This window comes from Streptomyces sp. NPDC059994, assembly GCF_042737755.1.
Classification (GTDB): Bacteria; Actinomycetota; Actinomycetes; order Streptomycetales; family Streptomycetaceae; genus Streptomyces.
In genome coordinates this window covers 88847-113048 of the sequence record NZ_JBHWUR010000016.1, presented here as the reverse complement: position 1 = coordinate 113048, position 24202 = coordinate 88847, and the positions used below count along the sequence as shown (strand labels likewise).

The 24202-nt window shown below is 71.8% G+C and carries 23 protein-coding genes and 1 pseudogene; 10 read left to right on the top strand and 14 right to left on the bottom strand.

Annotated elements, in window-relative coordinates:
* The 4 genes from ACFWA7_RS11900 to ACFWA7_RS11885 form a co-directional block, all read left to right on the top strand.
* The coding region (locus tag ACFWA7_RS11900; RefSeq protein WP_385822581.1) for a TerD family protein at positions 1–660 on the top strand (660 nt) is incomplete at its 5' end.
* Between the two features lie 195 nt (positions 661–855).
* On the top strand, positions 856–2085 hold the full coding sequence (locus tag ACFWA7_RS11895; protein ID WP_385822579.1) for a beta-ketoacyl-[acyl-carrier-protein] synthase family protein: 1230 nt from the start codon (positions 856–858) through the stop codon (positions 2083–2085).
* Between the two features lie 305 nt (positions 2086–2390).
* Entirely contained in the window at positions 2391–4661 is a 2271-nt protein-coding gene (locus ACFWA7_RS11890) for a PQQ-binding-like beta-propeller repeat protein (RefSeq protein WP_385822577.1), read from the top strand.
* Positions 4658–5230, top strand: a complete 573-nt coding sequence (locus tag ACFWA7_RS11885) for a hypothetical protein (protein WP_385822575.1) — start codon at positions 4658–4660, stop codon at positions 5228–5230. Before ACFWA7_RS11890 ends, ACFWA7_RS11885 begins: the two co-directional genes overlap by 4 nt.
* A 162-nt stretch (positions 5231–5392) precedes the next feature.
* Here ACFWA7_RS11885 and ACFWA7_RS11880 read toward each other — a convergent pair whose 3' ends face one another.
* The gene (locus tag ACFWA7_RS11880; protein ID WP_385822573.1) at positions 5393–6832 is read right to left on the bottom strand and encodes an alkaline phosphatase PhoX; all 1440 of its coding nucleotides are present in this window, start codon (positions 6830–6832) and stop codon (positions 5393–5395) included.
* A gap of 323 nt (positions 6833–7155) precedes the next feature.
* The gene (locus ACFWA7_RS11875) at positions 7156–8595 is read right to left on the bottom strand and encodes a hypothetical protein (RefSeq protein ID WP_385541692.1); all 1440 of its coding nucleotides are present in this window, start codon (positions 8593–8595) and stop codon (positions 7156–7158) included.
* A 327-nt stretch (positions 8596–8922) separates the two neighbouring features.
* On the opposite strand from ACFWA7_RS11875, the gene ACFWA7_RS11870 reads away from it, so the two are divergent.
* A complete protein-coding gene (locus tag ACFWA7_RS11870; protein ID WP_385822571.1) occupies positions 8923–10761 on the top strand; it encodes an endonuclease/exonuclease/phosphatase family protein in 1839 nt (612 codons plus the stop codon).
* Between the two features lies 1 nt (position 10762).
* Here the strand turns inward: ACFWA7_RS11870 and ACFWA7_RS11865 are convergent, their stop codons facing one another.
* From ACFWA7_RS11865 to ACFWA7_RS11855, 3 genes are all read right to left on the bottom strand, one after another.
* Positions 10763–11485 (bottom strand): antibiotic biosynthesis monooxygenase, encoded by a 723-nt coding sequence (locus ACFWA7_RS11865; RefSeq protein ID WP_385541688.1) that lies wholly within the window; start codon positions 11483–11485, stop codon positions 10763–10765.
* A gap of 106 nt (positions 11486–11591) precedes the next feature.
* A complete protein-coding gene (locus tag ACFWA7_RS11860) occupies positions 11592–12260 on the bottom strand; it encodes a hypothetical protein (protein ID WP_385822569.1) in 669 nt (222 codons plus the stop codon).
* Positions 12257–12430 carry a hypothetical protein gene (locus tag ACFWA7_RS11855; RefSeq protein WP_385541684.1) on the bottom strand — a complete coding sequence of 58 codons (174 nt, stop codon included), beginning with the start codon at positions 12428–12430 and terminating at the stop codon, positions 12257–12259. The genes ACFWA7_RS11860 and ACFWA7_RS11855 overlap by 4 nt, the downstream gene beginning before the upstream one ends.
* Before the next feature lie 135 nt (positions 12431–12565).
* On the opposite strand from ACFWA7_RS11855, the gene dapA reads away from it, so the two are divergent.
* Complete coding sequence (gene dapA / locus ACFWA7_RS11850) at positions 12566–13438, top strand: 4-hydroxy-tetrahydrodipicolinate synthase (protein WP_385541682.1); 873 nt, start codon at positions 12566–12568, stop codon at positions 13436–13438.
* 102 nt (positions 13439–13540) lie between these two features.
* Here dapA and dapD read toward each other — a convergent pair whose 3' ends face one another.
* Both dapD and ACFWA7_RS11840 read right to left on the bottom strand, forming a co-directional pair.
* Positions 13541–14536, bottom strand: a complete 996-nt coding sequence (gene dapD, locus ACFWA7_RS11845; RefSeq protein ID WP_385541680.1) for a 2,3,4,5-tetrahydropyridine-2,6-dicarboxylate N-succinyltransferase — start codon at positions 14534–14536, stop codon at positions 13541–13543.
* A gap of 173 nt (positions 14537–14709) precedes the next feature.
* A pseudogene (locus ACFWA7_RS11840) lies at positions 14710–15272 on the bottom strand (MFS transporter); the annotation flags it as partial.
* Positions 15273–15436: 164 nt separating this feature from the next.
* Between ACFWA7_RS11840 and ACFWA7_RS11835 the strand changes: the two are divergent.
* Entirely contained in the window at positions 15437–16318 is an 882-nt protein-coding gene (locus ACFWA7_RS11835; RefSeq protein ID WP_385822567.1) for a winged helix-turn-helix transcriptional regulator, read from the top strand.
* Between the two features lie 3 nt (positions 16319–16321).
* On the opposite strand, the gene ACFWA7_RS11830 is transcribed toward ACFWA7_RS11835, so the two are convergent.
* The 3 genes from ACFWA7_RS11830 to ACFWA7_RS11820 form a co-directional block, all read right to left on the bottom strand.
* A complete protein-coding gene (locus ACFWA7_RS11830; protein WP_385541677.1) occupies positions 16322–16645 on the bottom strand; it encodes a DMT family transporter in 324 nt (107 codons plus the stop codon).
* A 205-nt stretch (positions 16646–16850) separates the two neighbouring features.
* Positions 16851–17387, bottom strand: a complete 537-nt coding sequence (locus tag ACFWA7_RS11825; protein WP_385541675.1) for a TetR/AcrR family transcriptional regulator — start codon at positions 17385–17387, stop codon at positions 16851–16853.
* A gap of 55 nt (positions 17388–17442) precedes the next feature.
* Positions 17443–17895 carry an SgcJ/EcaC family oxidoreductase gene (locus ACFWA7_RS11820; protein ID WP_385822565.1) on the bottom strand — a complete coding sequence of 151 codons (453 nt, stop codon included), beginning with the start codon at positions 17893–17895 and terminating at the stop codon, positions 17443–17445.
* A 96-nt stretch (positions 17896–17991) separates the two neighbouring features.
* On the opposite strand from ACFWA7_RS11820, the gene ACFWA7_RS11815 reads away from it, so the two are divergent.
* Entirely contained in the window at positions 17992–18498 is a 507-nt protein-coding gene (locus ACFWA7_RS11815) for a MarR family winged helix-turn-helix transcriptional regulator (RefSeq protein ID WP_385541671.1), read from the top strand.
* On the opposite strand, the gene ACFWA7_RS11810 is transcribed toward ACFWA7_RS11815, so the two are convergent.
* Positions 18488–19810, bottom strand: coding sequence for a hypothetical protein (locus ACFWA7_RS11810; protein WP_385822563.1), 1323 nt, complete (start codon positions 19808–19810; stop codon positions 18488–18490). The genes ACFWA7_RS11815 and ACFWA7_RS11810 overlap by 11 nt on opposite strands.
* 260 nt (positions 19811–20070) lie before the next feature.
* On the opposite strand from ACFWA7_RS11810, the gene ACFWA7_RS11805 reads away from it, so the two are divergent.
* Positions 20071–20901 carry an alpha/beta hydrolase gene (locus ACFWA7_RS11805; RefSeq protein ID WP_385822559.1) on the top strand — a complete coding sequence of 277 codons (831 nt, stop codon included), beginning with the start codon at positions 20071–20073 and terminating at the stop codon, positions 20899–20901.
* Here the strand turns inward: ACFWA7_RS11805 and ACFWA7_RS11800 are convergent.
* Positions 20898–22325: an XRE family transcriptional regulator gene (locus ACFWA7_RS11800; RefSeq protein WP_385822556.1), complete on the bottom strand. Its 1428-nt coding sequence runs from the start codon at positions 22323–22325 to the stop codon at positions 20898–20900. The genes ACFWA7_RS11805 and ACFWA7_RS11800 overlap by 4 nt on opposite strands.
* A 489-nt stretch (positions 22326–22814) precedes the next feature.
* Between ACFWA7_RS11800 and ACFWA7_RS11795 the strand changes: the two genes are divergently transcribed.
* A complete protein-coding gene (locus ACFWA7_RS11795) occupies positions 22815–23033 on the top strand; it encodes a hypothetical protein (RefSeq protein WP_385541663.1) in 219 nt (72 codons plus the stop codon).
* 330 nt (positions 23034–23363) lie between these two features.
* On the opposite strand, the gene ACFWA7_RS11790 is transcribed toward ACFWA7_RS11795, so the two are convergent.
* On the bottom strand, positions 23364–23702 hold the full coding sequence (locus ACFWA7_RS11790) for a metal-sulfur cluster assembly factor (protein ID WP_385541662.1): 339 nt from the start codon (positions 23700–23702) through the stop codon (positions 23364–23366).
* Positions 23699–24163 (bottom strand): Fe-S cluster assembly sulfur transfer protein SufU, encoded by a 465-nt coding sequence (gene sufU, locus ACFWA7_RS11785; RefSeq protein ID WP_385541660.1) that lies wholly within the window; start codon positions 24161–24163, stop codon positions 23699–23701. Before sufU ends, ACFWA7_RS11790 begins: the two co-directional genes overlap by 4 nt.
* Positions 24164–24202 lie beyond the last annotated feature (39 nt).

Sequence of the window (24202 nt, the reverse complement as noted above, 5' to 3'; positions counted from 1 at the left end):
CCGGTCGCCCCCGCGGCCGCGCCGCCGATGCCCGCCGCGCCCCCGGCCCCGGCTCCGGCCGCGCCGGCCGCGGCGCCGAGCGGGAAGATCAACCTGGACAAGGGCCGCGTCAGCCTCCAGAAGAACCAGACGGTGTCGCTGGTCAAGGGCGGCCGCCCGCTGCTCTCCCAGGTCAAGATGGGCCTCGGCTGGGAGCCCGCGTTCCGCGGCAAGGACATCGACCTGGACGCCTCGGTGATCGCGTACGGGCCGCAGCGCAACCACCTGGACAGCTGCTACTTCGGCAGGCTCTCGATCCTGGGCGGCGCGGTCAAGCACTCCGGCGACAACCTCACGGGCGAGGGCGCGGGCGACGACGAGGTGATCGTCGTCGACCTGGGCCGCATCCCGGCGGAGGCCACGGGCCTGGTCTTCACGGTGAACTCGTTCTCCGGCCAGAAGTTCACCGAGGTCGCCAAGGCGTACTGCCGACTGATGGACGCGGCGACCGGCGAGGAACTGGTCCGCTTCGACCTGACCACCGCCGAGCCGCAGACGGGCGTGATGATGGCCAAGCTGATCAAGCAGTTCTCCGGCGAATGGGAGATGACGGCGCTGGGGAACTTCGTGAAGTCCCGGACGGTGCGCGGGATGGTGAAGCCGTCGGCCGAGGCGCTCTGACCCGCCGGAAGACCGCGACGACGGCCCGAGACGACCGGGGCCCGTCACCCGCCGCACGCGGGCGACGGGCCCCGCGCGTTCCGTGACGCGAGGCGACACGGGACACCTGTTGTCCGAAGCTCACAACCCTCCTGGGACAAATCGATCCGTTCGGCCCCTCCCCCGCACCCGCCCGCGACTGGCAGGGTCGAGGGCATGAACGATCATGAAGACGTAGTGGTGACCGGTCTCGGCGCGATCACTCCGCTCGGCGCGGACTCCGTATCCACCTGGTCCGGTCTGCTCACCGGCAAGTCCGGGGTGTCCCTGCTCACCGAGGAGTGGGCGGCGGACCTGCCGGTCCGGGTCGCGGCGGGCCTGCCCGTCGACCCGGTCTCGCTGCTCGACCGGGTCGAGGCGCGGCGCCTTGACCGATGTGAACAACTGGCCCTGATCAGCTCCCGCGAGGCCTGGCGGGACGCGGGCACCCCCGAGGTGGAGCCCGAGCGGCTGGCGGTGGTGATCGGCACCGGCACCGGTGGCGTGCTGACCACGCTGGGCCAGGACGACACGTACGAGAAGAGCGGCGCGCGCGGACTCTCGCCGTACGCCGTGCCGATGCTGATGCCCAACGGCCCGGCGGCCTGGGTCTCCATGGACCTGGGCGCGCGGGCCGGGGCGCGCACGCCCGTGAGCGCCTGCGCGTCCGGGGCCGAGGCCATCGCGATGGGGCTCGACCTCATCCGCGCGGGGCGGGCCGACGTGGTGGTCGCGGGCGGCACGGAAGCCTGTCTGCACCCGTTCACGCTCGCCGCGTTCGCGCAGATGAAGGCGCTGTCGCCACAGGAGCACGACCCCGAGACGGTGTCCCGGCCGTTCGACGCGGACCGCAGCGGGTTCGTGATGGGCGAGGGCGCGGGCGTACTCGTCCTGGAGCGGGCCTCCTTCGCGCGGGCCCGGCGGGCGCGGGTGTACGGGGCGGTGGCGGGGGCGGCCGTGACCTCCAGCGCCGACCACATCACCGCGTCGGACGTGGCGGGCCAGGTCCGGGCGATCGAAACGGCGCTGCGGGACGCCGGCTTGGGCCCCGCCGACATCGGCGTGGTGCACGCGCACGCCACGTCGACACCGTCGGGGGACCTGGCCGAGGCGGACGCGGTGGCACGGGCGATCGGCACCCACCCGGTGGTCACCGCGACCAAGTCGATGACCGGCCATATGCTCGGCGCCTCCGGGGCGGTGGGGGCGATGGCGGCCCTGCTCGCCCTCCACGACGGCACGGTCCCGGCCACGCGCAACCTGGACCGGCTGGATCCGGCGGTGCAGCTCGATGTGGTGGCGGGCACGAACCGCACCGGCGAGTGGGACGCGGCGCTCGCCAACTCCTTCGGCTTCGGGGGCCACAACGTGAGCCTGGTCCTGACGCGGACGCCGACGAACGGCTGACGCGGACGCGCCCCCGGGCCCCGTGTTTGTCTGCGGGTTCGGTGGGGGCTGGTCGCGCGGTTCCCCGCGCCCCTGGATGCGCCCCTTCGGGGCGCCCAGGGGATGCCGCGCAGCGGCATTCAAGGGGCCCGGGGCTGTGACAGCGTGCGGCTCCGCCGCGTGGGCGCGACCAACCACGGACAACCCGCAGATGAACGGAGCTGTCACAGCGGGAACGGGCGGGCTGGGGCGCAACCAGGGGTGGGGCAGGCCGCGTCGCACATGCTGATGGCCGTAAGGTCGAGGCGAGCGGATCGGGAGGTGCGGTGCGGGAGATCGGCGGGTACCGCCTCGTCGCGCTGCTCGGCGACGGCGGCATGGGCCAGGTGCACCTCGCCCGCGCCGCCTCCGGGCGGCTGGTCGCGCTGAAGACCGTGCACCCGCACCTCGCCGCCGACCCCCGTTTCCGGGAGCGCTTCCGCCGCGAGGTGGCGGCCGCCAGGGCGGTGGACGGCCCGTACACCGCAGGCGTACTCGCGGCCGACCCGGACGCCGAACCCCCGTGGCTGGCCACGGCGTACGCCGCCGGCCCCGCCCTCTCCGAGGCCGTCTCCGCGCTCGGCCCCCTCGGCCCCCGGCAGCTCGCCGCGCTCGGCGCCCTGCTGGCGGAGGCGCTGGCCGCCGTGCACGCCGCGCACCTCGTGCACCGCGACCTCAAGCCCGCGAAGGTGATCGTGACCCGGGACGGGCCGAAGGTCATCGACTTCGGGATCGCCAAGGGGACCGTAGAAGGCGTGGAAGGAGAGGCGCTCACCCACTCCGGCGAGACCCTGGGCTCCCCCGGCTTCATCGCCCCCGAACAGCTCGCCCGCGACGGCGAACCCGGCCCGGCCGCCGACGTGTTCGCGCTCGGCGGGCTGCTCGCGCTCTGCGCCACCGGCCGCAACCCGTTCGGCGCGGGCAGCGCCCCGCAGGTCCTCTACCGCACGCTCCACGAGGAGCCGGACCTCGACGGCGTACCGGGGGACGACTGGCGGGAGTTCCTCGGGCGGTGTCTGGCCCGCGAGCCCGCCGACCGGCCCGACGTCGCCGAGGTCCTGGCGTGGTGCGCCGGGCGCAGCGCCCCCGAGCCGTGGTGGGAGCAGGAGCCGGTCACCGGTCTGATATGCCAGCACGAGGAAGCCACCGCCGAGTTGATCGAGGCGGCTCCCTCTCCGCCGGACACAGCGCTGCCCGACTCCAGCCGCGCGTCCCGCCGCCACTTCCTCCTCTGGTCCGCCTCCGGCGCCGTCGCCGCCGCCGGGATCTCCACCGCGGTCGCACTCGGCGACAACGAAAGCGGAAGCGGAAGCGGAAGTGGAAGTGGAAGTGGAAGTGTCGGGGAGCAGGCCGCCGACCCCGACGCCGACCCCACCTCCTGGCCCCGCGGCCGCGCCCTGTGGACCCGTACGCTCGGCCCCACCCAGTACGGCGGCGCCCTGATCCGCCACGGCGACGCCCTCTACGTCCGCGACAACGCCTCCCTCACCTGCCTCGACCCCGCCACCGGCGCCGTCCGCTGGCAGCGGGACGCCAAGGGCGCCGGCCAGGTCGTGCCGCACGGCACGGACCTCGTCTACCTCGTACGCACCGAGCCCGCCGGCGCTCCGACCCTCGCCGCGCTCGACTCCGCCACCGGCGACACCCGCTGGGAGACCCGCGATCCGCAGCTCGAAGGGCTGCGGCCGCGCAGCTCGCTCCTGCCCGACGACGTCGAACTTGAGGGCTCCCGGGGCATGTTCGCGCTCGGCGACGCGGTCGTGTGCTTCGTCACGTACGAGCCGTACGACACCGCCTGGTCGCGGCGGGCCGGGCAGAAGCGGCCCTGGCGGGCGTACGGCTACGACGCGGCGACCGGCGAGGGGCTCTGGTACCACGAGGGGACGGCCGCCGGGGTGACGGCGGTGCGGCACGCGGGCGGGCGGTTCGCGGTCGCCGCGTCCGTCTACGCCCAGTCGGACGAGCCGGAGCAGCTCAAGGTCCGCGCGCAGGAGCCGCTCCATGTGCTGCGGGCCTCCGACGGCCGCCTGGAGACGACCGTCGTGGGCGGGGCGCTGCGGCCGGACGCCCATCCGGGGGCCACCGGCACGGGCTGCTTCGCGCTCGGCGAGGCGGTCAGCGCCGTCGATCTGGCGACCCGGACCACGCTGTGGTCCCGGGGCGTCACCGGCTCGGTGTCCGTGACGCCGACGGCCACCGGGGGCCTGGTGCACGCCGCTTCGCACTCGGAGGTGAGCGCGCTGGACGCGGCAACCGGCCGGACCCACTGGCTGCGTACGGACGTGCGACGGCTCACCGAGGCACCCCACGCATCGCCGCCGCCGCTGCTCTCCGAGGGGCGGCTGTACGTCACCGGGCCGGAGCCGGGCAGTGACCGGCTCGCGCTGGGCGGGCCGAAGTGGGGGCTGCACGCGCTGGACCCGGCGACGGGGAAGCTGGTGTGGGCCGTGCCGTTCGAGGGACGCGACGAACTGCTCGGGAGTGCCGGGGGCGGTCTGGTGCACGTGTGCGCCGGGTCGGTCCTCACCACCTTCCACGGCCCGGACGGCGCCGCATGACGGATCCGTCACTCGCCTCGGATCCGCGCCGGCTGGGCGGGATCCGCCTGCTCGGCCGGCTCGGCGCGGGCGGGATGGGGCAGGTGTACCTCGGGCGTACGACAGGCGGGCGGCTGGTCGCCGTGAAGACCGTCCACGAGCACCTCGCGGACGACCCGCACTACCGGCAGCGGTTCCGGCGCGAGGCGCCCGCCGCGCGGGCCGGGGCGGGCGCGCACACGGCCCCGGTCCTGGACGCCGGTCCCGACTCGCCGGTGCCGTGGCCGGCCACGGCGCTGCCGCACCGGCGGGACGCGGGCACCCTGGAGGCGGTGGCCCCGGCGACCGGGCGGGTCCGCTGGAGCGCGCGCGTGAGCGGCGGGGTCGCCCAGGTCCCGCCGGTGGTGGCGGGCCCGGTGGTCTACGCGGCGGCGGGCAGCGCCCGCACCGCACTGCGCCTCACCGACGGGCGGGCGCCGCGGAGCCGGCCGATGCCGGACCGGGTGAGCGAGCTCGCGGCGGACGGCGCGGGCTGGTACGCCCGTATCGGCAAGGCGTCGATACGGGCGTACGACAAGTCCTCGGCCTGAGCGGCAGAGTCGGCTGCGCCACGGCGCCCCTTCAGGGGCGCGGGGCTGTGACATGTGCGGCTCCGCCGCGATGGGGGTCCCCCCTGTTCGAGCGAAGCCGAGAACTTGGGGGAGCGACCAGCCACGAGCAACCCGCAGCCGCATCACGACGCTTCCCCGCGCTCAGCGCGGCTGGCGGCGCCAGGGGCCGGTGATGGCGAGCATGATGCCCGGCTCCTGGATGTTGGCGAACAGGGTCCGCCCGTCGGGCGAGAAGGTCACCCCGGTGAACTCGCTGTACTCCGGGGCCTGTTCGGTGCCCTGGTTGAGCTCGTTGCGGGCGATGGGGTACGTACGCCCGGAGTCGGTGGCGCCGAAGAGGTGCTGGATGCCCGCGCCGTCCTCGGCGATGACCAGACCGCCGTACGGCGAGACCGTGATGTTGTCCGGGCCGTCGAAGGCGCCGTCCTGGCCGGGCGCGGCGTTGACGCCGAGCAGCACCTTGAGGGTGAGGGTGCGACGGCGCGGGTCGTAGAACCACACCTGGCCGTCGTGCTGGACCGGGGACTCCTCACGGGCGTACGAGGAGACGATGTACACACCGCCGTCGCCCCACCACATGCCCTCCAGCTTGCGGGCGCGGGTGACGTCCTGGCCGGTGAACTGCTTGCGCACGGAGGTGGTGCGGGCGTCGCGGTCGGGCACGTCGACCCAGTCGACCCCGTACACCGTGCCGGTCTTCGTGGCCCGCGAGAGGTCGTCGACGAACCGGCCACCCGCGTCGAAGCACTTGGTGGCCTGGAGGACTCCGGCGTCGTCGGCCAGCGTGCGCAGCTTCCCGCGGCCGTGCTTGAAGCCGTGCGGCGGGGTCCAGCGGTAGAGCAGGCCGTTGGGCCCGGCGGCGTCCTCGGTCAGGAAGAGGTGGCCGCGCCGGGGGTCGACGACGACGGCCTCGTGGGCGTACCGGCCGAGCGCCTTGAGGGGCTTGGGGGCGCGGTTGGCGCGCCGGTCGTAGGGGTCGACCTCGAAGACATAGCCGTGGTCCTTGGTCATCCCGTTGGAGCCGGCCTTGTCCTCGGTCTCCTCGCAGGTCAGCCAGGTGCCCCAGGGAGTGGCGCCGCCCGCGCAATTGGTGGAGGTACCGGCGACGCCGACCCATTCCGCGACCGGGCCGCCGTGCGGGTGCACCTCGACGACGGTGCAGCCGCCGGACGCGGCCGGGTCGTACACCAGGCCCTCGGTGAGCGGCACCGGGTGCGGCCAGCTCTTGCGCGGGCCCTTCAGCTCGTGGTTGTTGACGAGCAGGGTGACGCCGCGCGGCCCCTCGAAGGCGGCGGTGCCGTCGTGGTTGGACGGGGTGATCTCGCCGGACTCCAGCTTGGTGACGCCGCTGTGGGTGACGATCCGGTACGAGAAGCCCTTCGGCAGCGCGAGTATGCCCTCGGGGTCGGGCAGCAGCGGGCCGTAGCCCGGCTCGTGGTGCCCGTGTCCGGCGGCGCCGTACGCGTCCTCGGCGGCCAGCGCGCCCGGCGCCGTGGCCAGCGCCCCGACGGATCCGGTGAGGGCGACCCCGGCACCGGTGAGGGCGGAATTCCTGGCGAACTCCCTGCGGCTGAGCGACATCGGGGTCTCCTGACGGGGGTTGCGGGAGGAGGGGGGCGGGGCCAGGGTCCCGAGGCCGGGCGAACATCACGCCAACACGGGGTGACGCCCGCCCCAACTCCCGCACTCCCGCGCGGCCTTGCGGAGTCACTGCGCGGTACCGGGCACCCCGTACGGCCTGAGGGGCGCGGGGCCGTGACGCCGTGCGGCTGCGCCGCGCGGGCGCGACCAGCCCCCGCCCGCCCGCAGCCGAAATCACCGCACTCCCGGCGGAGCCTCCGCCCCGGTGCCGGGCGCCGCCACTGTGAGGGCGCCCAGCAGCCCCGTCGCCCAAACCCCGCGGGCTACCCCCGCGACCGCGCCTTGAACGCCGCCTTGCGGGCCTCCTTGGCCACCTTCTTGTCCGGGTGCAGACGGCCCATCGCCTCCAGCACGTCCGCCGTGGCCGGGTGATCCACCCGCCACGCCGCGTCGAAGAAGCCGCTGTGCTGGCCGACCAGGCCCTCCACCAGGCCCTGGAGCTCCTCCAGGTCCCCGTCCACCGCCAGCTGCGCGGCGATCGTGTCCACCGCGAGCCAGAACACCATCGCCTCCGGCGGCGCGGGGACGTCCACCGCGCCCCGCTCGGCGAGCCACACCCGGGCGAGGCCGCCCAGCTCCGCGTCGTCCAGGACCTCGCGCAGCGCGGGCTCGGCCTCGGCGCCGGTGAGGGCGAGCGCCTGCTGGCAGTGGAGGCGGCGCAGCGGGCCACGCTCGTCCGAGCCGCGGGACGCGGCCAGCAACTCCCGCACGGCGGCCGGGAGTTCGTGCCGCGCCAGCCACTGCTCGGTCTCGGCGCGGGCGGCCGCCTCCGGGTAGTACGCGATGCCGTCGAGCAGCACGTCCGCGCCCTTGTCCGCGAGGTCGCCGACGGCCGGCGCCTCGACGCCCGCCTCCAGCATCCGGGCGCGTACGCCGTAGAGGCCGAGCGGGGTGAGGCGGACCATGCCGTACCGGGCGACGTCCTCGTCGTCGACGGGCGGGGCGGGCTCCTCGTCCTCCTCGGCCATCAGCGCCTCGTCCACCGGCCGGTACTCCACCAGGCCGATCGGTTCGAGCAGCCGGAACTGGTCGTCGAGGCGCATCATCGCGTCCGACACCTGCTCCAGGATGTCGTCGGTGGGCTCCCCCATGTCGTCGGGGACGATCATCGACGCGGCGAGCGCGGGCAGCGGCACCGGGCCCTCGCCCGCGCCGCCCTCGGTCACGGTGAGCAGATACAGGTTGCCGAGCACGCCCTCCAGGAAGTCGGCCTCCGCCTGCGGGTCCCAGTCGAGCCGGTCGAAGTCGAGCTCGCCGTCGTCCCCGATGAGGTCGGCGAAGTCGTCGAGCACGGGGGCGGTCGCGTCCGCGAAGACCGCGTCGAAGGCGTCCAGCCAGGTGGTGAGGACGTCCTGCGGGGAGCCGGAGGTGAGCAGGGCGAGGCTCTCGCCCGTCGCGGCCGTCCCCTCGCCGTCCTCGTCCTCGGCGTCGGTGACGTCGACGAGGCCCGCGTCGACGGCGATCCGCCACGCCTCGCTCGCGTCCGCCGCGCCGTCGTCGTCGGCGGTGAGGCCCAGCGCCTCGGCCGCCGCGGGCAGTTGCTCCTCGACGAGCTCGCCCCCGGCGCCGACCCGGGTCCCGGGCCCGGCCCAGCGGGCGAGCCGGGCCGCGCGGGCCAGCAGCGGGGCGGCGAGCGCCGCCCGCGCGAGTTCGGCCTCGGAGTGCAGCCGCACCGGCGGCAGGGTGGGGCGGTCTCCGGACATCTTTGGCGTACTCCTCGGGCGAAGCGATGTGATTCGAGAGGCACCCAGCGTAGACGTATTTCACCGGGTATCGCCGCGCCCGCCGAGAGCCGGGCCGAGCCGCACGGCGGGTTCCGGCCGGGGCGGCGACGGTTGCGTACGGGAATCGCCGGGAGATGTCCGGCCTCCCCCGCCGGCCGGTTCATCCAGCCGTCAGATTCCGGCCACCCGGCGACCCTTGACAACTGCACCGCTCAGCCAAGAGATTGACGCGCGTAGAACTTGCTGCACACCTGAGCAGCACCGCACCCGCACGTGCACCGATCCCTCATCCTCCGGAGTTTCTTGATGCCCGTTCCGAGATCCGCCGCCGTCTCCGCCGTCGTCGCCGCAGCGCTGGGCGCCGGTCTGCTCGCCGGCACCGTATCGGCCGCGGCCGACCCGACCGTCCCCGCCCCGGCCCGCATCCACGACATCCAGGGCACGACCCGCACCTCGCCGCTGGCCGGCAAGCAGGTCGCGGAGGTACCGGGCGTCGTCACGGGCGTACGGACGTACGGCTCCTCGAAGGGCTTCTGGTTCCAGGACACCGCACCGGACGACGACCCGGCCACCAGCGAGGGCGTCTTCGTCTTCACGGGCTCGGCCCCGACCGTGGCCGTGGGCGACGGGGTGCTGGTCTCCGGCACGGTCACCGAGTACGTCCCGGGCGGCCTGTCCTCCGGCAACCAGTCGCTGACCCAGATATCGAAGCCGACCGTGACGGTCGTCTCCCCGGGCAACCCGCTGCCCGCCCCGGTCACGGTGACGGCCCGTACGGTTCCCGGCCGCTACACCCCGGCGGGCGACCCGGCCGCCGCCAACAGCGTCAACGGGCTGACCCTCCAGCCGAAGAAGTACGCCCTGGACTACTACGAGTCCCTTGAGGGCATGAACGTCCGCATCGGCACCTCGCGGATCGTCGGCGCCACCGACCCGTACAGCGAGCTGTGGGTCACCGTGAAGCCGCGCGAGAACCGCACCAAGCGGGGCGGCTCGCTGTACTCGTCGTACGACGACCAGAACACCGGCCGCCTCCAGATCCAGAGCCTGGTGCCGAGCGCGCAGCAGCCCTTCCCCAAGGCGAACGTCGGTGACACGCTGACCGGCGCCACCGAAGGGCCGCTGGACTTCAACCAGTTCGGCGGGTACACGATCACCGCCCGTACGCTCGGCACGGTCAAGGACAGCGGCCTCAAGCGGGAGACCACCCGCAAGCAGCGCACCGGCGAGCTCGCGGTCGCCACGTACAACGTGGAGAACCTGGACCCGAGCGACCCGCAGGCGAAGTTCGACGCGCTGGCCGACGGTGTGGTCACCCACCTCGCCTCGCCCGACATCGTGGCCCTGGAGGAGATCCAGGACAACAACGGCGCCAAGAACGACGGCACGGTCGACGCGTCCGCCACCATCAAGAAGTTCACGGACGCGATCGTCGCCAAGGGCGGCCCCGCCTACCAGTGGCGCTCGATCGACCCGGAGAACCTCAAGGACGGCGGCGAGCCCGGCGGCAACATCCGCCAGGTGTTCCTCTTCAACCCGGCGCGGGTCTCGTTCACCGACCGCCCCGGCGGCGACTCCAAAGCCGCCGTCGGCGTCACCGGCACCAAGGGCCGCCCGGCCCTCACGCTCTCCCCCGGCCGCATCGACCCGGCCAACCCGGCCTGGGCGGACAGCCGCAAGCCGCTCGCGGGCGAGTTCGTCTTCAAGGGGCAGACGGTCTTCGTCATCGCCAACCACTTCGCCTCCAAGGGCGGCGACGAGGGCCTGGTCTCGCAGCACCAGCCGGTGCCGCGCTCCTCCGAGGCCAAGCGGCTGCTCCAGGCGCAGGCCGTGAACGGCTTCGTCAAGCAGATCCTCGCGGTCGACAAGCACGCCCGGGTGCTCGCGCTGGGCGACATCAACGACTTCGACTTCTCGGACACCACCAGGGCCCTGGAGGACGGCGGCGCGCTGCGCTCGGCGTTCCGCACGCTGCCGAAGAAGGAGCGTTACTCCTACGTGTACCAGGGCAACACCCAGGTGCTCGACCAGATCCTGACCAGCCCGGCCGTCCGCGGCTTCGACTACGACAGCGTGCACATCAACGCCGAGTTCTCGGACCAGACCAGCGACCACGACCCGCAGGTCATCCGCTTCCGCCCGTAGGTCACCCGGCCGGGGTGACGGTCAGCGCCGGAAGGTAGCGCGTCACCCCGCCACCGGTCACACCCGGGTAGTTCTGCACCCGGGCCCACTGCGGGGTCTTCGAGCCGACCCCGGCACCGGGCGCGCCCAGGGCGTCGACATGCGCCTGCTCGCTCTCCCACTCGGCGTAGTTGAGGACGCGGGTGCCGTCCAGGCTCGCGTGGAAGTGGGCGGAGAGGCCGCCGGCGGGCAGGTCCGGGTCGGTGTCGAGCGCCTCGAAGACACCGTCCACCCAGGCGCGCCGGCGGTCAGGGTCCGGTGCCTCGAACTCCACGTCGACGATCACGATGCAGCCGGGCGTACGGGGGTCGCCCGGCCGCGGGTCGCTGCTGCGGTAGAGCTCGTACGAGTGCAGGCCCGCGCGCTCGATGCCGGGGACGGCCGCGTCGATCTCGGCGTTGCGGCCGTCCCGGAACCGCCGGAAGAAGTCCTGGTAGGCGGCCTCGCTCTCCCACTGCGAGTAGTGCAGGAGCGCGTCGCCGTCCGTGCCGGTGTACACGCTGTACGAGAGCAGGCCGACGTCCGGCCAGTCCCGGCTGCCCCACGCCTTGGCGATCGCCTCGACGGCGGCCCGCTGCCGTTCGGGGGTGCCCATGCGCCAGACGCTGGACTTGACGACTCCGACGCCGGGGCGGCGGAGGTCGGGGAGGGCGTCGAACTGCACGTCGGTGGGCGTGGCGGACATGGCGGTCTCCTGGTGATCGTCGCTGTGCTGTGCCGCGTGGACGATCACCATCCTGAAACGTCAGGGTCACTTGAGGTCAAGAACGGACAGAGCCCTCCTTGCCCCTCTATCGCGAGTCCCCCTGGCTGCCGAGCCGCGCCAGCTCGCTCTGGAACCAGTCGAGCCGGGCCTGGAGCAGCGCCGCCTCCGCGACCAGCTCCGGAAAGGTCCGGCCGGGCCCGGGGGCGCCCGCGTCGGCAGCGGGCGCGGCCAGGAGCTTCAGCCCGGCGCCGCCGCGCCGGGCGAAGTCGTCGAACGCCACGGTCGCGCGCGACCCCGCGCACACCTCGCAGACCGGCTCGACGACCCGCCATCCGGGCCGCCCCCGGCCCGCGTCGGCGAGGCCGGTCGCCCGCCGTCGGCAGCGGCACGGTCCGGCCGTGGCGGTGCGCACCCGCTGGCGGGCGTAGCGCATCCCGCGCTCGAACCTGATGTAGCGCCCGAGCACCGCCACTTCGAGCAGCAGCGCCCCACGGTGCTCGGCCGTGCAGGTCAGCGCGGCCGCCTCGGCGCGCGTGTGCAGACAGTGGAAGCCGCAGTCGCAGAGCCTGGACGGCGAGCGGTGGCGCCGCCCGTAGGCGCAGTGGGCGTCGTCGAGGACGCCGTAGGGCAGGGCGGCGCCCAGCGAGATGCCGAGGAACCCGGCCCGGGAGCCGTCCTGGGAGAGCGCCGCGTGGGCGATCTTGTAGCCGGTGGGCGGCTCCGTCGGGCGTTCCTCGGGGAGCCGCAGCCTCATCGGCCCGCCGTCACCTCGACGGGAGCTTCGGCCGGGACCTCCTCGGGCACGGGCGGCGCCTCGTCCCGTACGACATCCTCGGGCTGTTCCTCCGCGACACCAGTGGCGAGAGCCTTGCCGAGCTTCATGACGGCCTCCGACGGTACGACGGTACGGACATGAACGGACACACCGGTCTCTCATGGTGACGTACGCCCTGGCGGCCGCCAAGAGCGCCTGCGCACCAAACACTTCAGCGATGCTGTTGATCAACCGAAAGCAAATCTAAGTAGACCTTCACGCTCACTTCGGCCCAGACTTCGCGAATGAGCACTCCCCGCCCTTTCGGGCGCGCACTTTGCGCCATGATCACGCCCTTCACCGCCGACGACCGCCTCGACCTCGACCACGCGCGGCGGCTGGCGGCGCACCTGGTCGCCGAGGGCTGCGACGGTCTGGTGCTCAGCGGCACCACGGGCGAGTCGCCCACCACGACCGACGCCGAGAAGGCGGCGCTCGTACGGGCGGTGCGCGAGGAGGTCGGGGACGACGTCCACGTGGTGGCCGGGGTCGGGACCGCCTCCACCCGGCACACCGTGGAGCTGGCGCGGCAGGCCGAAGAGGCGGGCGCGAACGGCCTGTTGGTGGTACCGCCGTACTACAGCCGCCCGCCGCAGGACGCGGTGGAGGCGCACTTGCGCACGGTGGCGGACGCCACGGGGCTCCCCGTGATGCTCTACGACATCCCCGGCCGGACGGGCGTCCGGATCGGCACGGACGCGCTGCTGCGGCTCTCGGAACACGAGCGGATCGTGGCGGTCAAGGACTGCGCGTACGACCTGCTCGCCTCCACCAAGGTCATCGGCCGCACCTCGCTCGCGTACTACTCGGGCTGCGAGGAGACGAACCTGCCGCTGTACGCGGTAGGGGGCGCGGGATACGTGAGCACGGTGGCGAACGTGGCCCCGAGCCAGATGCGGGCACCGCTGGACGCCTACGACAAGGGAGACGTGAACGAGGCAGCCCGCCTCAACCACCTCACGCTCCCGCTGTCGGAACTGATGATGGCGAGCGGCCTACCGGGCACGGTGACGGCGAAGGCGCTGCTGAACAACCCGGTGCGGGAGCCGCTGCGCCCCGCCACCCCGGACCAGGCCGCCGCACTGCGCAAGGCGCACGACGACCTGGTCCGGGGCTAGCAGGGGGCGCTCACCCCGTGCCGGCTGCGGCCGCACCCACCGTTCAGGGGGCGCGGGGAACTGCGCGACCAGCCCCCACCGGCCCGCAGACGAACAACCCACTCAGTTATGGGCGTGCAGAATCTCGTTGAGCCCGCCCCACACCGCATTGTTGGGCCGGGCCTCGACCGCACCCGTAACCGAGTTCCGCCGGAACAGGATGTTCGAAGCCCCGGAAAGCTCGCGGGCCTTCACGATCTGTCCGTCGGGCATGGTCACCCGCGTACCGGCGGTGACGTAAAGCCCCGCCTCGACGACGCACTCGTCACCGAGCGCGATCCCCACCCCGGCCTCCGCGCCGACCAGGCACCGCTCGCCGATGACGATACGGACGTTGCCGCCCCCGGACAGCGTGCCCATCGTGGACGCGCCGCCGCCGATGTCGGAGCCGTTGCCGACGACGACACCGGCGGAGATACGGCCCTCGACCATCGACGTGCCCAGCGTGCCCGCGTTGAAGTTCACGAAGCCCTCGTGCATCACGGTGGTGCCCGCGGCCAGGTGGGCGCCGAGGCGCACCCGGTCGGCGTCGGCGATGCGGACGCCCTTGGGGATCACGTAGTCCGTCATGCGCGGGAACTTGTCGATGGACGTCACCTGGAGGTGCAGCCCGGCGGCGCGGGCGTTCAGGCGCACCTTCTCGACGTCGTCGACGGCGACCGGGCCGAGCGAGGTCCAGGCGACGTTGGCGAGCAGGCCGAAGACGCCGTCCAGGTTCTGGCCGTGCGGCTTGACCAGGCGGTGCGAGAGCAGGTGCAGGCGCAGGTACGCGTCGTGCGCGTCCAGCGGCTTGTCGTCGAGCGAGGCGATGACCGTACGGACGGCGACGACCTCGACGCCCCGGCGCTCGTCGACGCCGAGGGCGTCGGCCGCGCCCTTGCCGACGAGGGCGAGGGCCTGGTCGGCGGTGAGCCGCTCGGTGCCGGCCGGTCCCGGTTCGTCCACGAGCTCGGGGGCGGGGAACCAGGTGTCGAGAACGGTGCCGTCGCCGGCGAGGGTGGCGAGGCCGGCGGCGACGGCGCCGGTGGAGCGAGAAGCAGTAGCAGTCGTGTCGGTCATGGCAGAAAACCTAACCGGCCACCGCCCGCCGGGGCGAACCGGTCTCATGTCCCGGGCGCGCGTCACCCCCGGTCAGCGGCGCCGGAAGCCCGCGCGCCCACAGCACGGCGAGCCCGGCGAGGCCCGCGAGGGCGGCGCACAGCGGCCAGAGCAGACCGGGCTCGGCGCTGTAGAGGGCGCCGCCGAGCGGCGGGGCGAGCACCTGGCCGGGCCGCGTACGCCGCGAAGAGCAGGGTGCCGATGCCGTCTGCGGCGAAGAGCCAGTCGTACGACCAGTGGGCGGCGGCCAGGGCGCCGAGCGGCGGTCCCACGGTGAACCCGGCGTTGGACGCGAACCGCATCACGGCGAAGCCCTGGCGGCGGCTGCCCTCGGGGACGCCGACGGCGACGAGCGCGGAGTTGGCGGACCGCACGACTCCGGAGGCGTACTGGGCGAGCGGCAGGGCGGCGGCCAGCAGGGCGGTCGGCAGCAGCCCTAGGGTGACCAGGAGGACGCCGCTGACCACGGCTCCCGCCAGCAGGGCACGCCGGTGGCCGATGGGGTCTCCCCTGCTCGAACGAAGTTGAGAGCTTGGGGAAGGTCGCCGAACCAGCCGCCGGTGAAGTTCCCGGCGACCAGGCCGATGCCGCCGACCCCGCTGATCACTCCGGCCTGGCCGACGCCTAGGCCGCGCGGGCCGGTCAGGTACACGAAGAGATAGATGAACGTGAAGCTGACGACCGCGTTGAAGAACATGCCGAAGCACAACAGCCGGACGGTTCTCGGTACTGCGCGCAAGGTCTTCACGCCGTCGCCCCCCCTGAGCTCTCGTTCGCTCCCGTTTCCGAGTAAGTTCCTTATGGGAACGGACTATGTCAGCATGGAGACCGCAGGTCAACGGCGTACGGAAGGATGGGGCCATGCCTCAACGCACCCGTCTCCACGACGAGCACTGCGCCATCGCCCAGGCCCTGGACGTCGTCGGCGACTGGTGGACCCTGCTGATCGTGCGCGACGCCGCACGCGGGGTGCACCGCTTCGACGCGCTCCAGCGCGAACTCGGCATGTCCCGCAAGGTGCTCGCCGAGCGGCTGAAGCTGCTGGTCGAGACGGGGGTGCTGACCCGGGAGCCGTACCAGGACCGCCCGGTCCGGTACGAGTACCGGCTCACTCCGCGCGGCCGTGCCCTGCTGCCCGTACTGATCGCGCTCCAGGACTGGGGAGACACCTGGGTGCTGGGAGAAGGAGAGACGATGGCCACGGCGACGGAGAACTCCGGGGAGACCGAACGGGTGCGGGAGCTGGTCGGCACGAAAGTGCCGGAGCTCCGACTCACCGACTTCGACGGCGAGTTGCGGGACCCGGTGGCTCAGGAGAGCGCGTACACCGTGCTCTACTGCTTCCCGGGCGCCTACGCCCGCAAGGAGTCCTATCCGCCCGGCTGGGCGGGGATCCCGGGGGCACCGGGCTGCACGCTCGAATCGTGCACGTTCCGCGACCAGCTCGCCGAGTTCACCGCGGCGGGCGCGACCGTGCACGGGGTGTCCGGCCAACGCCCGGACGAGCAGCGGGCGTTCGCGGACAAGGAGCGGCTGCGCTTCCCGCTCCTGTCGGACGCGGACCTGACGCTGACGGCCGCGCTGCGGCTGCCGACGTTCCGCACGGCGGGGGTGAGCCGGCTGAAGCGCCTGACGCTGGTGGTCGCCCGGGACCGTACGGTGATCGAGGCGCTGTATCCGATCACCGACATCGAGGCGAGCGTGCGGGCGGCGCTGGAGGCGGTGCGCCGGGCGGGGAACTGAGCCTCAGTGCGCGGCGCCGCCGAGGTTGAGCAGCACCACGCCGCCGATGATCAGCGCGACCCCGGCGAGCTTGGCGGCCGTCATCGCCTCGCCCAGGAAGAGCATCCCGATGGCGGCGATGACGGCCGTGCCCGCGCCCGACCAGATCGCGTACGCCGTGCCGACGGACATCGACTTCAGGGTGAGCGAGAGCAGATAGAACGCGAGGAGGTATCCGCAGCCGGTAACCAGCGAGGGCCAGAGCCGCGTGAAGCCCTCGCTGTACTTCATCGCGGAGGTGGCGGCGATCTCCGACGCGATGGCGCAGGAGAGCAGGACGTACGGCATACGGACAAGCGTACACAGCGATGCGTACGGGCGTACATAACGGTTGGGGCGCGGAGTCCGTCTGCGGGCTGTGGTGGGTTGCCCGCGCAGTTCCCCGCACCCCTGGGCAGTTAGGGGCGCGGGGCTGTGTCATTGTGCGGCTCCGCCGCGTGGGCGCGACCAGCCACCCACGGTCCGCAGCCGAAGGACCACGCCCCGCAGAGCGCTACCGCAACAGCCGCCCCAGCAACTCCCGTGCGTAACCCTGGTCATAGGCACCGCCAGTCAGCAGCGCCTGGAGGCAGATGCCGTCCATCAGGGCGACCAGGCCCCGGGCCGTCACCGCGTCCGTGTGCCGGGCCAGGACCTCCGCCACGCCCTCGGTCCACTCGGCGGCGACGGGCCGCAGCGGGGGCCGGCGCAGCGCCGCCAGATAGAGCTCGTACTCCAGCTCCACCCGCGCCCGGTCCCCCGCGATCCACTCACCCATCAGCCGCGCGAGCTCCGCGGCCACGTCCACGCCCGGCTCCGCCAGCGCCCCGCTCTCACGGATCGCGGCGGCGAAGCCCTCGTTGGCCTGGCGCAGCGCGGCGACCAGGAGCTCGTCGAGCGTCTTGAAGTGGTACGTGGTGGAGCCGAGCGGCACATCGGCCTCGGCGGCCACGCTGCGGTGGCTGAGCCCGGCGATACCGCGCTCGCCGACCACGCGGATCGCGGCGTCGATGATGCGGCGCCGCCGGTCGGGGTCGTACCGGCGGGCCATCAGTCGCACGTTCCTGGGACGGGGGCCATGGCACGACCGTACCGGGCGGCCGGTCTCAGCCCTTGGGCGCCCGCGCGGCCAGCCAGTGGGAGAGGGCCTCGACGCGGGGCCGCAGCCGGGTGTTCTGGAAGGCCCGGATGCGCCAACGGCCGTCCGCGCCCCGGACGATGACGTACGTCTGCACGGAGAGCGCCCGCCGCGAGGGCCTGCGCGCCCGGCCCTTGAGCACGGCACCGCGCGCGTGGACGAGGGCGACGCCGGGTGCGGGGAAGTCGGCGGCGGTGATCTCCGCGTACAGCCGCGAGCCCTTGAGGACCCCGTCGAACAGCCCGCGATGCCCCTCGACCACGGCCTCTCGGCCGACGAGGCGACCGCCGAAGAAGGTGACGTAGTCGGCGTCCTCGGTGAAGTGCGCCCCGTACGCGTCGGCGTCGCCCCAGGCGAGGCGGTGGCCCTCGAAGAGCTCGCGGACGGAGTGGAGATCGGCGTCGGCGGTCGACGTGGGCATGACTGTCTCCTGAGATTCGGGTACGATTAGTTGCACACATGCAATATATGCACACATGCATGTGTTGGGCAATCCCTCACGGAGACAGGACGAGACATGCCGGAGCAGGAGAGAGCGCGTGAGACCGGGGATCTGCTGCGGCGGGGCGCGGGCACGTACCGCGCGTATCTGACCGCCGTCGTCCTGCACGGCCAGGCGGCGGCCGACGTCCTCGGCCAGAACCCGACCGACCTCTACGCCCTCAACGTCCTGGAACTCGCGGGGCCGCTCACCACGGGCGCGCTCGCCGAGCGGATCGGGCTGACCCAGTCCGCGACGACGCGGCTGGTGGACCGGCTGGAGAAGGCGGGACGGCTGCGCCGCGCCCCGGACCCGGCCGACCGCCGCCGGGTGGTGGTCGAGCCGGTCCCGGTCCCGGCGGAGGAGGACGAGCAGGCGTTCGGCGCCGCGCGCCGGCGGATGGCGGAGGTGTTCGGCGGCTTCGCCCCCGACGAACTCCGCGTCCTGTTCCGCTACTTCGAAGCCGCCGCCCCCGCACTGCGGGAGGCGACGGCCGAGACGAAGGGGGTGCCGCCGACGGGCGGCGCGGGGGTCAGCCGGTGACGGTGAACCAGGTGGCGCGGGACTTCCGCCACTCGGGGTGGGTGAGGTCCTTCGCCTCGGTCCCGTCCCCGTACAGGTCGGCCGACCCGTCGTCGGTGATCAGCTGGGCGCGGGCCCCCGGCACCGACAGGTCCGGCACGTCCACGACGGCCTCCCAGCCGCCCGGGTCGCTGGTGGGCAGGTCGCGCAGCTTGACCGGGGCGTGCGCGGCGACGCCGTCCCAGGAGTAGAGGGCGTACGGGTCGGAGTTGTCGTCGGCCGCCCACGACCCGGCGACGATCAGATACTGGTCGGCGGCGTTCTTGCGGATGTCCCGGATGCTCAGCCCGCCGAGATCGAGCTCGATGGGCGCCCCGAAGGCGGCCTTGACCCCGCTGTTGACGACCTTGTCGATGTTGGTGACGGGCACGATGAGCGCCTTGCCGCCGCCCGCCGGGGGCACGAGCGGCGCCCGGAAGCCGACGTACGCGGTGGTGGTGGACCCGGGCGCGAACTCCAGGCCCTCCACGTTGAACCCGTCGATCCGCTTGGGCGGCTGCCCGGCGGCGGTCGCGGCGGCGAAGCCGTACCGGTCGCCGTTGGCGCGGTCCCAGGCGACGAGGTCGTCGCGCAGCTTCTTGTACGAGTGGCCGAGCGTGAGCTGGGTGGTGGCCCCGGACCCGGTGACGGTCGTGGTGAAGACGGTGTTGCGGTCGGCCTTGTACTCGCCGTCCTTGTTGTTGCCGAGCGAGCCGGTCCAGTAGACGGTGTTGCCGACGCGGGCGGCGCCCTCGATGTCGATCTCCTTGCTGACCCCGAGCCCGGAGCTGACGTCCCAGGTCCGCACGGGCGCGCCGGAGGCCGAACGGTCGTAGAGCCGCAGCGTGTTGGACTCGTCGTCGGCGACGACCACGTACCCGCCGCCCACGTCGACGGCGGCGGAGGCGTCGCTGGACCCGGTGAAGTACCGGGCGCCGGAGGCGTACTGGACGGCGGCCGAGGCGGCGTAGTGCAGCGTCCTGGTGACGCTCTTGCCGCCGAGCCCGGTGACCTTGAGGGTGAGGTCGGTGTACCCGCGCCCGCGCGCGGCCACCGCCACCTGCCGGATGGCCCCGGTCCCGGTGACCTTCACGTCCCCGGTCCCGGCGACGGAGGCCTTGGTGCTGGCAGAGGCGGCGACGGTGAGCGCGGAGGCGTCGGCCCCGCCCTGCCCCACGGTCACGGTCACCACGGGGTCCCCGCTCGCCCCCACGGCGCCCGTGAGGTATCCGGCCGAGAGCGAGAGGGTCGGGGTGCCGTAACCGGCCGCGTGCGCGGGTGCGTTCAGACCCATGCCGGCCAGCGTAAGAGCCCCGCCCGCCACCGCGAGGGCGACGCGCTTGCTCCGGGAAACGTCATACAGCACTGGGTGCCTCTCGTCGGCGCGATGTCGCCGAGAAGGCTCCGGTGCGTGCGCCAATTCCGGCCGTACGGGATACGTACGGGGGGCGAACAGATCCGTACGGCCGCCGGGTGGGCACGGTCTACGGCGAGACCCTGCGGGCCGCGTTGTGCGGTCTCGCCGCGTCCGGTGCCCATCACTAGGCTCGCGCCATGCCTACAGCTGACAGCGTGACACTTCGGACGCTTGACGGTCTGCACCTGGCTGGCACACTCGTGAGCCCCGACACGCCCGCCTCGCGCGGTGTGGTCCTTGTGCACGGCGGCGGCGTCACCCGTGAAGAGGGCGGGTTCTTCACACGCTTGGCCGCCGGACTGGCTGATGGTGGTGTGGCGTCTCTCCGCTTCGACATGCGAGGCCACGGCGAAAGTGAGGGTCGGCAGGAAGAGCTGACGCTCACCACGATCCTCAACGACATTCGTGCGGGCATCGCCCATCTGCGCAACGCCACGGCTGCTCAGGAAATTACCTTGCTGGGCGCCAGCTTCGGAGGTGGCATCTGCGCGTACTACGCCGCAAAACGTTCGATGGACATTTCGCGACTAGTGCTGTTCAATCCTCAGTTGGACTACAAATGGCGCACCATCGATACGCGTCCCTACTGGGTGGATGATTCAATCAGCGAGGAAGCAGCACAGCACCTCACCGAGCACGGATTCATCCAGTTCACACCAACACTGCGGCATGGGCGACCGCTGCTCAATGAGGTGTTCTGGGTGCACCCACACCTGGCACTCGGCGAGGTGCAATCCCCGACGCTTATCGTGCATGGCACCCAAGACACTCTCGTGCCCATCGAGTCATCGCGGGCCGCTGTACGGAACTTCCGCGCCCCCTGTGAACTCGTCGAGATCGAAGGATCACAGCACGGTTTTGCCGTGCACGACGATCCGAAATACCTGAGCCCTCAGAGTCAGAAGTGGCAGGCGTTCGTCATCCGCACCGTGACCGAGTGGTTGACCGTAGACCCTTCGCAGGATTAGGCCGCCCGGAGTGCTTCACGGAATTCTCGCACCACAGGACGACTGCGCCAGCGACTCAGTGTCTGCGCCACTTCATCCAATACCCGCATGGTGCGTTCTGACTTCATTGCCCGAGCCACCTTCGCCGAAGCACTACCAATCCGGGCCGCCTCGTCCGGCTCGCCGCTCAGCGCCAAGGCAGCTGAACGCCGAGCATTGAAGAATCCGACGTCGCGGCGAGAGAGTGCCCCAGCTGAAATCATTTTCCCGAACAAGTCGGCGGCAAGGCCTGGCTTACCTGCCTCGGTATAGGTCACGGCATTCCGGAGCAACAGCGTATGTTCATTGAAGTAGGCACCAAGGTCGCTTGGTTCAGTATCAGCGGCGTGAGCCAGCAGTTCGCATGCCGTACCGAGTTTCTGCTCCACCAGCGAGAACGGTTCACCGATCATGGCGCACCCCAGCGCTTCCTGCTGCAGCAACTCCGCTTGGACACGGGTCGGAAGTTGCCACCTCTCATGCTGGCCCGCTTGCGCCAGCGTTAAAATGCGCCCAGCATCTCCGTCGTCATACGCCATTTGAGATTTCTTGAGCAACATGTAGCCCTGCATGGCAGGGTCGTTGGCTTCTTGCGCCCATTCCACGGCCTGGTTATACCAGAAAACGGCAGTGGCTGGTTGCTGAATATCTCGGTATAGCCATCCTGCGAACTCCGCACCATCCGCACCGACCGACAACAACTCTCGCCGTACGGTCGGCTTCACGTCGCGGGCCCACTCTCCCATGGCATTCAACAAGCCAAGAACTAGCGGCAGGCTCTTCCGCGAACCCAGAGCCCCATCGTCATGTTTGGCCACTTCGAGCTGTTTACGGAAAAAATCGATCAACGGACCATCAAGGTAGCGGTGCGCATCTTCCAGCGCTGCGGCTACGTGTGGGACCTCTTCGAGGTCAGCCCCTGTCATGGCGGCAGCGGCGATCCCTCCTTTTAGGAGAGCGCGACGAAATGGTAAGGCCGTAGCGCCGGGTGCATCAAGGGCGGCGGCGGATGTGCCGTCCTGCGATTTTACCTCGGAGTCGACTACAGTCCAGACACCAGTGCAGGCGTCAGTGGTTTCGTCAATATTTTCAGGGGACCCCTCCCACGGCCGTCTCGGCAGGCCGATCATTTCTCCGGGAATGCCGAATCCGTCAGCCACGCGTTCAATGACCGCACGCCCCCGGATACCACGGACACCCCGGATAATGTCGCTGACGCGTGAACTGGTCATCTTCCCGATGGCTGCCGCCATGGCCGCATGACTTGATCCGGTGCGTCGGTTCACGAGTCGGAAGATCTCTCGGAAGTCCCTTGCGAAGCAGGCCTGTTGCATGGCCTCACTCTGTAGAAGCGTGTCGGGGATCGTCAGCGGATAGCCGCTGCGCCGGGTCTCGCGTTCGTCCACGGGCGCCACCTGGGAGGGACGGGAGTGATCTCCTCCAGAGTAGCCCCGGGCCCTGAACGGGGTTCCCCGAAACGAACCGAAACGGGGTTCCCCAAATGGGCTTGCGGGGTTCCCCGTTCGCTGTTCCGTGAGGAGCCCCGCTCGACTGAAGCTCTTCAGACGGCGCCACCCGCGCGCTGGACAACACGAACCCCCGCGACCGTGGCGACGGTCCGGGGGAGTGGCCACCAACCATCAGGGGTTGACGACGGTGCCCAAAGCTACAGCCAGACCTCCCGAAAGTCCCCAGCGGGCGAAGGGTGATACCGACGCGCGGCAGTGGGAGTACACGACCTATGCGCCCGCCGGTGAGACGTGCCCGGCGTGCGGAAGGCCCATCAAGAGCCTTGAAAGCTGCCGCCGGGCGCTGCTGGCCCGGCGTGACGCGGCTCCGACCGTGGCGTACTGGCATGCGGACTGCGCCCCGAAGGAGGAGGGGCAGTGATCCCCATGGGCCAGTACAAGAGCGCGCTTGCTGAGGCGGAGCACACGGTGGCTCTACTGCGCGCGGCCCTGCAACGTGCCGGCGTGCCCGAGCACGAGGTCTCACGGGTGCGTGCCCTGGTCACCGGAAAGGGGCGTGCATACGTGGAAATCGGGGCGCTTCCCGTCGGCTCGGCAGTGGCGCTCTTGAACGCGCTTCCGCTGGCGTCGGAGGCTTCCCCCTGAGCCGCGCCGTTCTGCGGTTCGTCCGCCACGCCATCCGGCAGGGAAGCATGGGCAGTTGCCCTCCGAGCCATCTGCGCTGCGCCGGAGTGTGGTGAGGACTCCTGCCTCCAGAGCAATCAGGAGGCGACTCAGGACTGGCGCCTTCGGCACGTCGGCCGGAACCCCGAGCACGACCTGTTCCGGCGCGTGTTCACCGACCATGCGCGGTGACTCGCGATGAGTAGACCCCCGGCTCTTCCGCGACCGTGGCGGCCACCTGGTCGTGCCCCCGTAACGCGAAGGACCCCCGGCACCATCGGTACCGGGGGCCCACGCGACGTACGAGCGGGATCAGACGTTGAACCCCAGCGCCCGAAGCTGCTCGCGGCCGTCGTCCGTGATCTTGTCCGGGCCCCACGGCGGCATCCAGACCCAGTTGATCTTGAGTTCGTTGACGAGGCCCTCCGTCGCCGACTTCGCCTGGTCCTCGATCACATCGGTCAGCGGGCAGGCCGCCGACGTCAGGGTCATGTCCAGGGTGGCGATGTTGGCGTCGTCGATGTGGATGCCGTAGATGAGGCCCAGGTTGACGACGTCGATGCCCAGCTCGGGGTCGACGACGTCGTACAGCGCCTCGCGGACTTCTTCCTCCGAGGCCGGCTTCAGCGTGGCCCCTGCGTTCTCGGTCATGCGCTCTTCCTCTCGGCTCCGGCGCCCAGCGCCTGGGCCGTCGCGTCCTTCCAGGCCATCCAGCTCAGCAGAGCACACTTGACGCGTGCGGGGTACTTGGAGACGCCGGCGAAAGCCACCGCGTCCTCCAGGACCTCCTCCATCGCGTCGTCCGGCTCCAGCTTGCCCTTGGACTGCATCAGCGCCAGGAAGGTCTCCTGGATCCGCTGTGCCTCGTCCAGTTCCTTGCCGACCAGCAGGTCGTTGAGGACCGAGGCGCTCGCCTGGCTGATGGAGCAGCCCTGGCCCTCGTACGAGATGTCGGAGATCTGCGAGCCGTCGTACTTCACCCGCAGGGTGATCTCGTCGCCGCACGTCGGGTTCACGTGGTGCACCTCGGCGTCGCCGTCCCGCAAACCCCGCCCGTGCGGGTGTTTGTAGTGGTCCAGGATGACGTCCTGGTACATCGAATCCAGCTTCACAACGAATTACCTCGCGTCCCTGTAATCGCTCGCCACGAC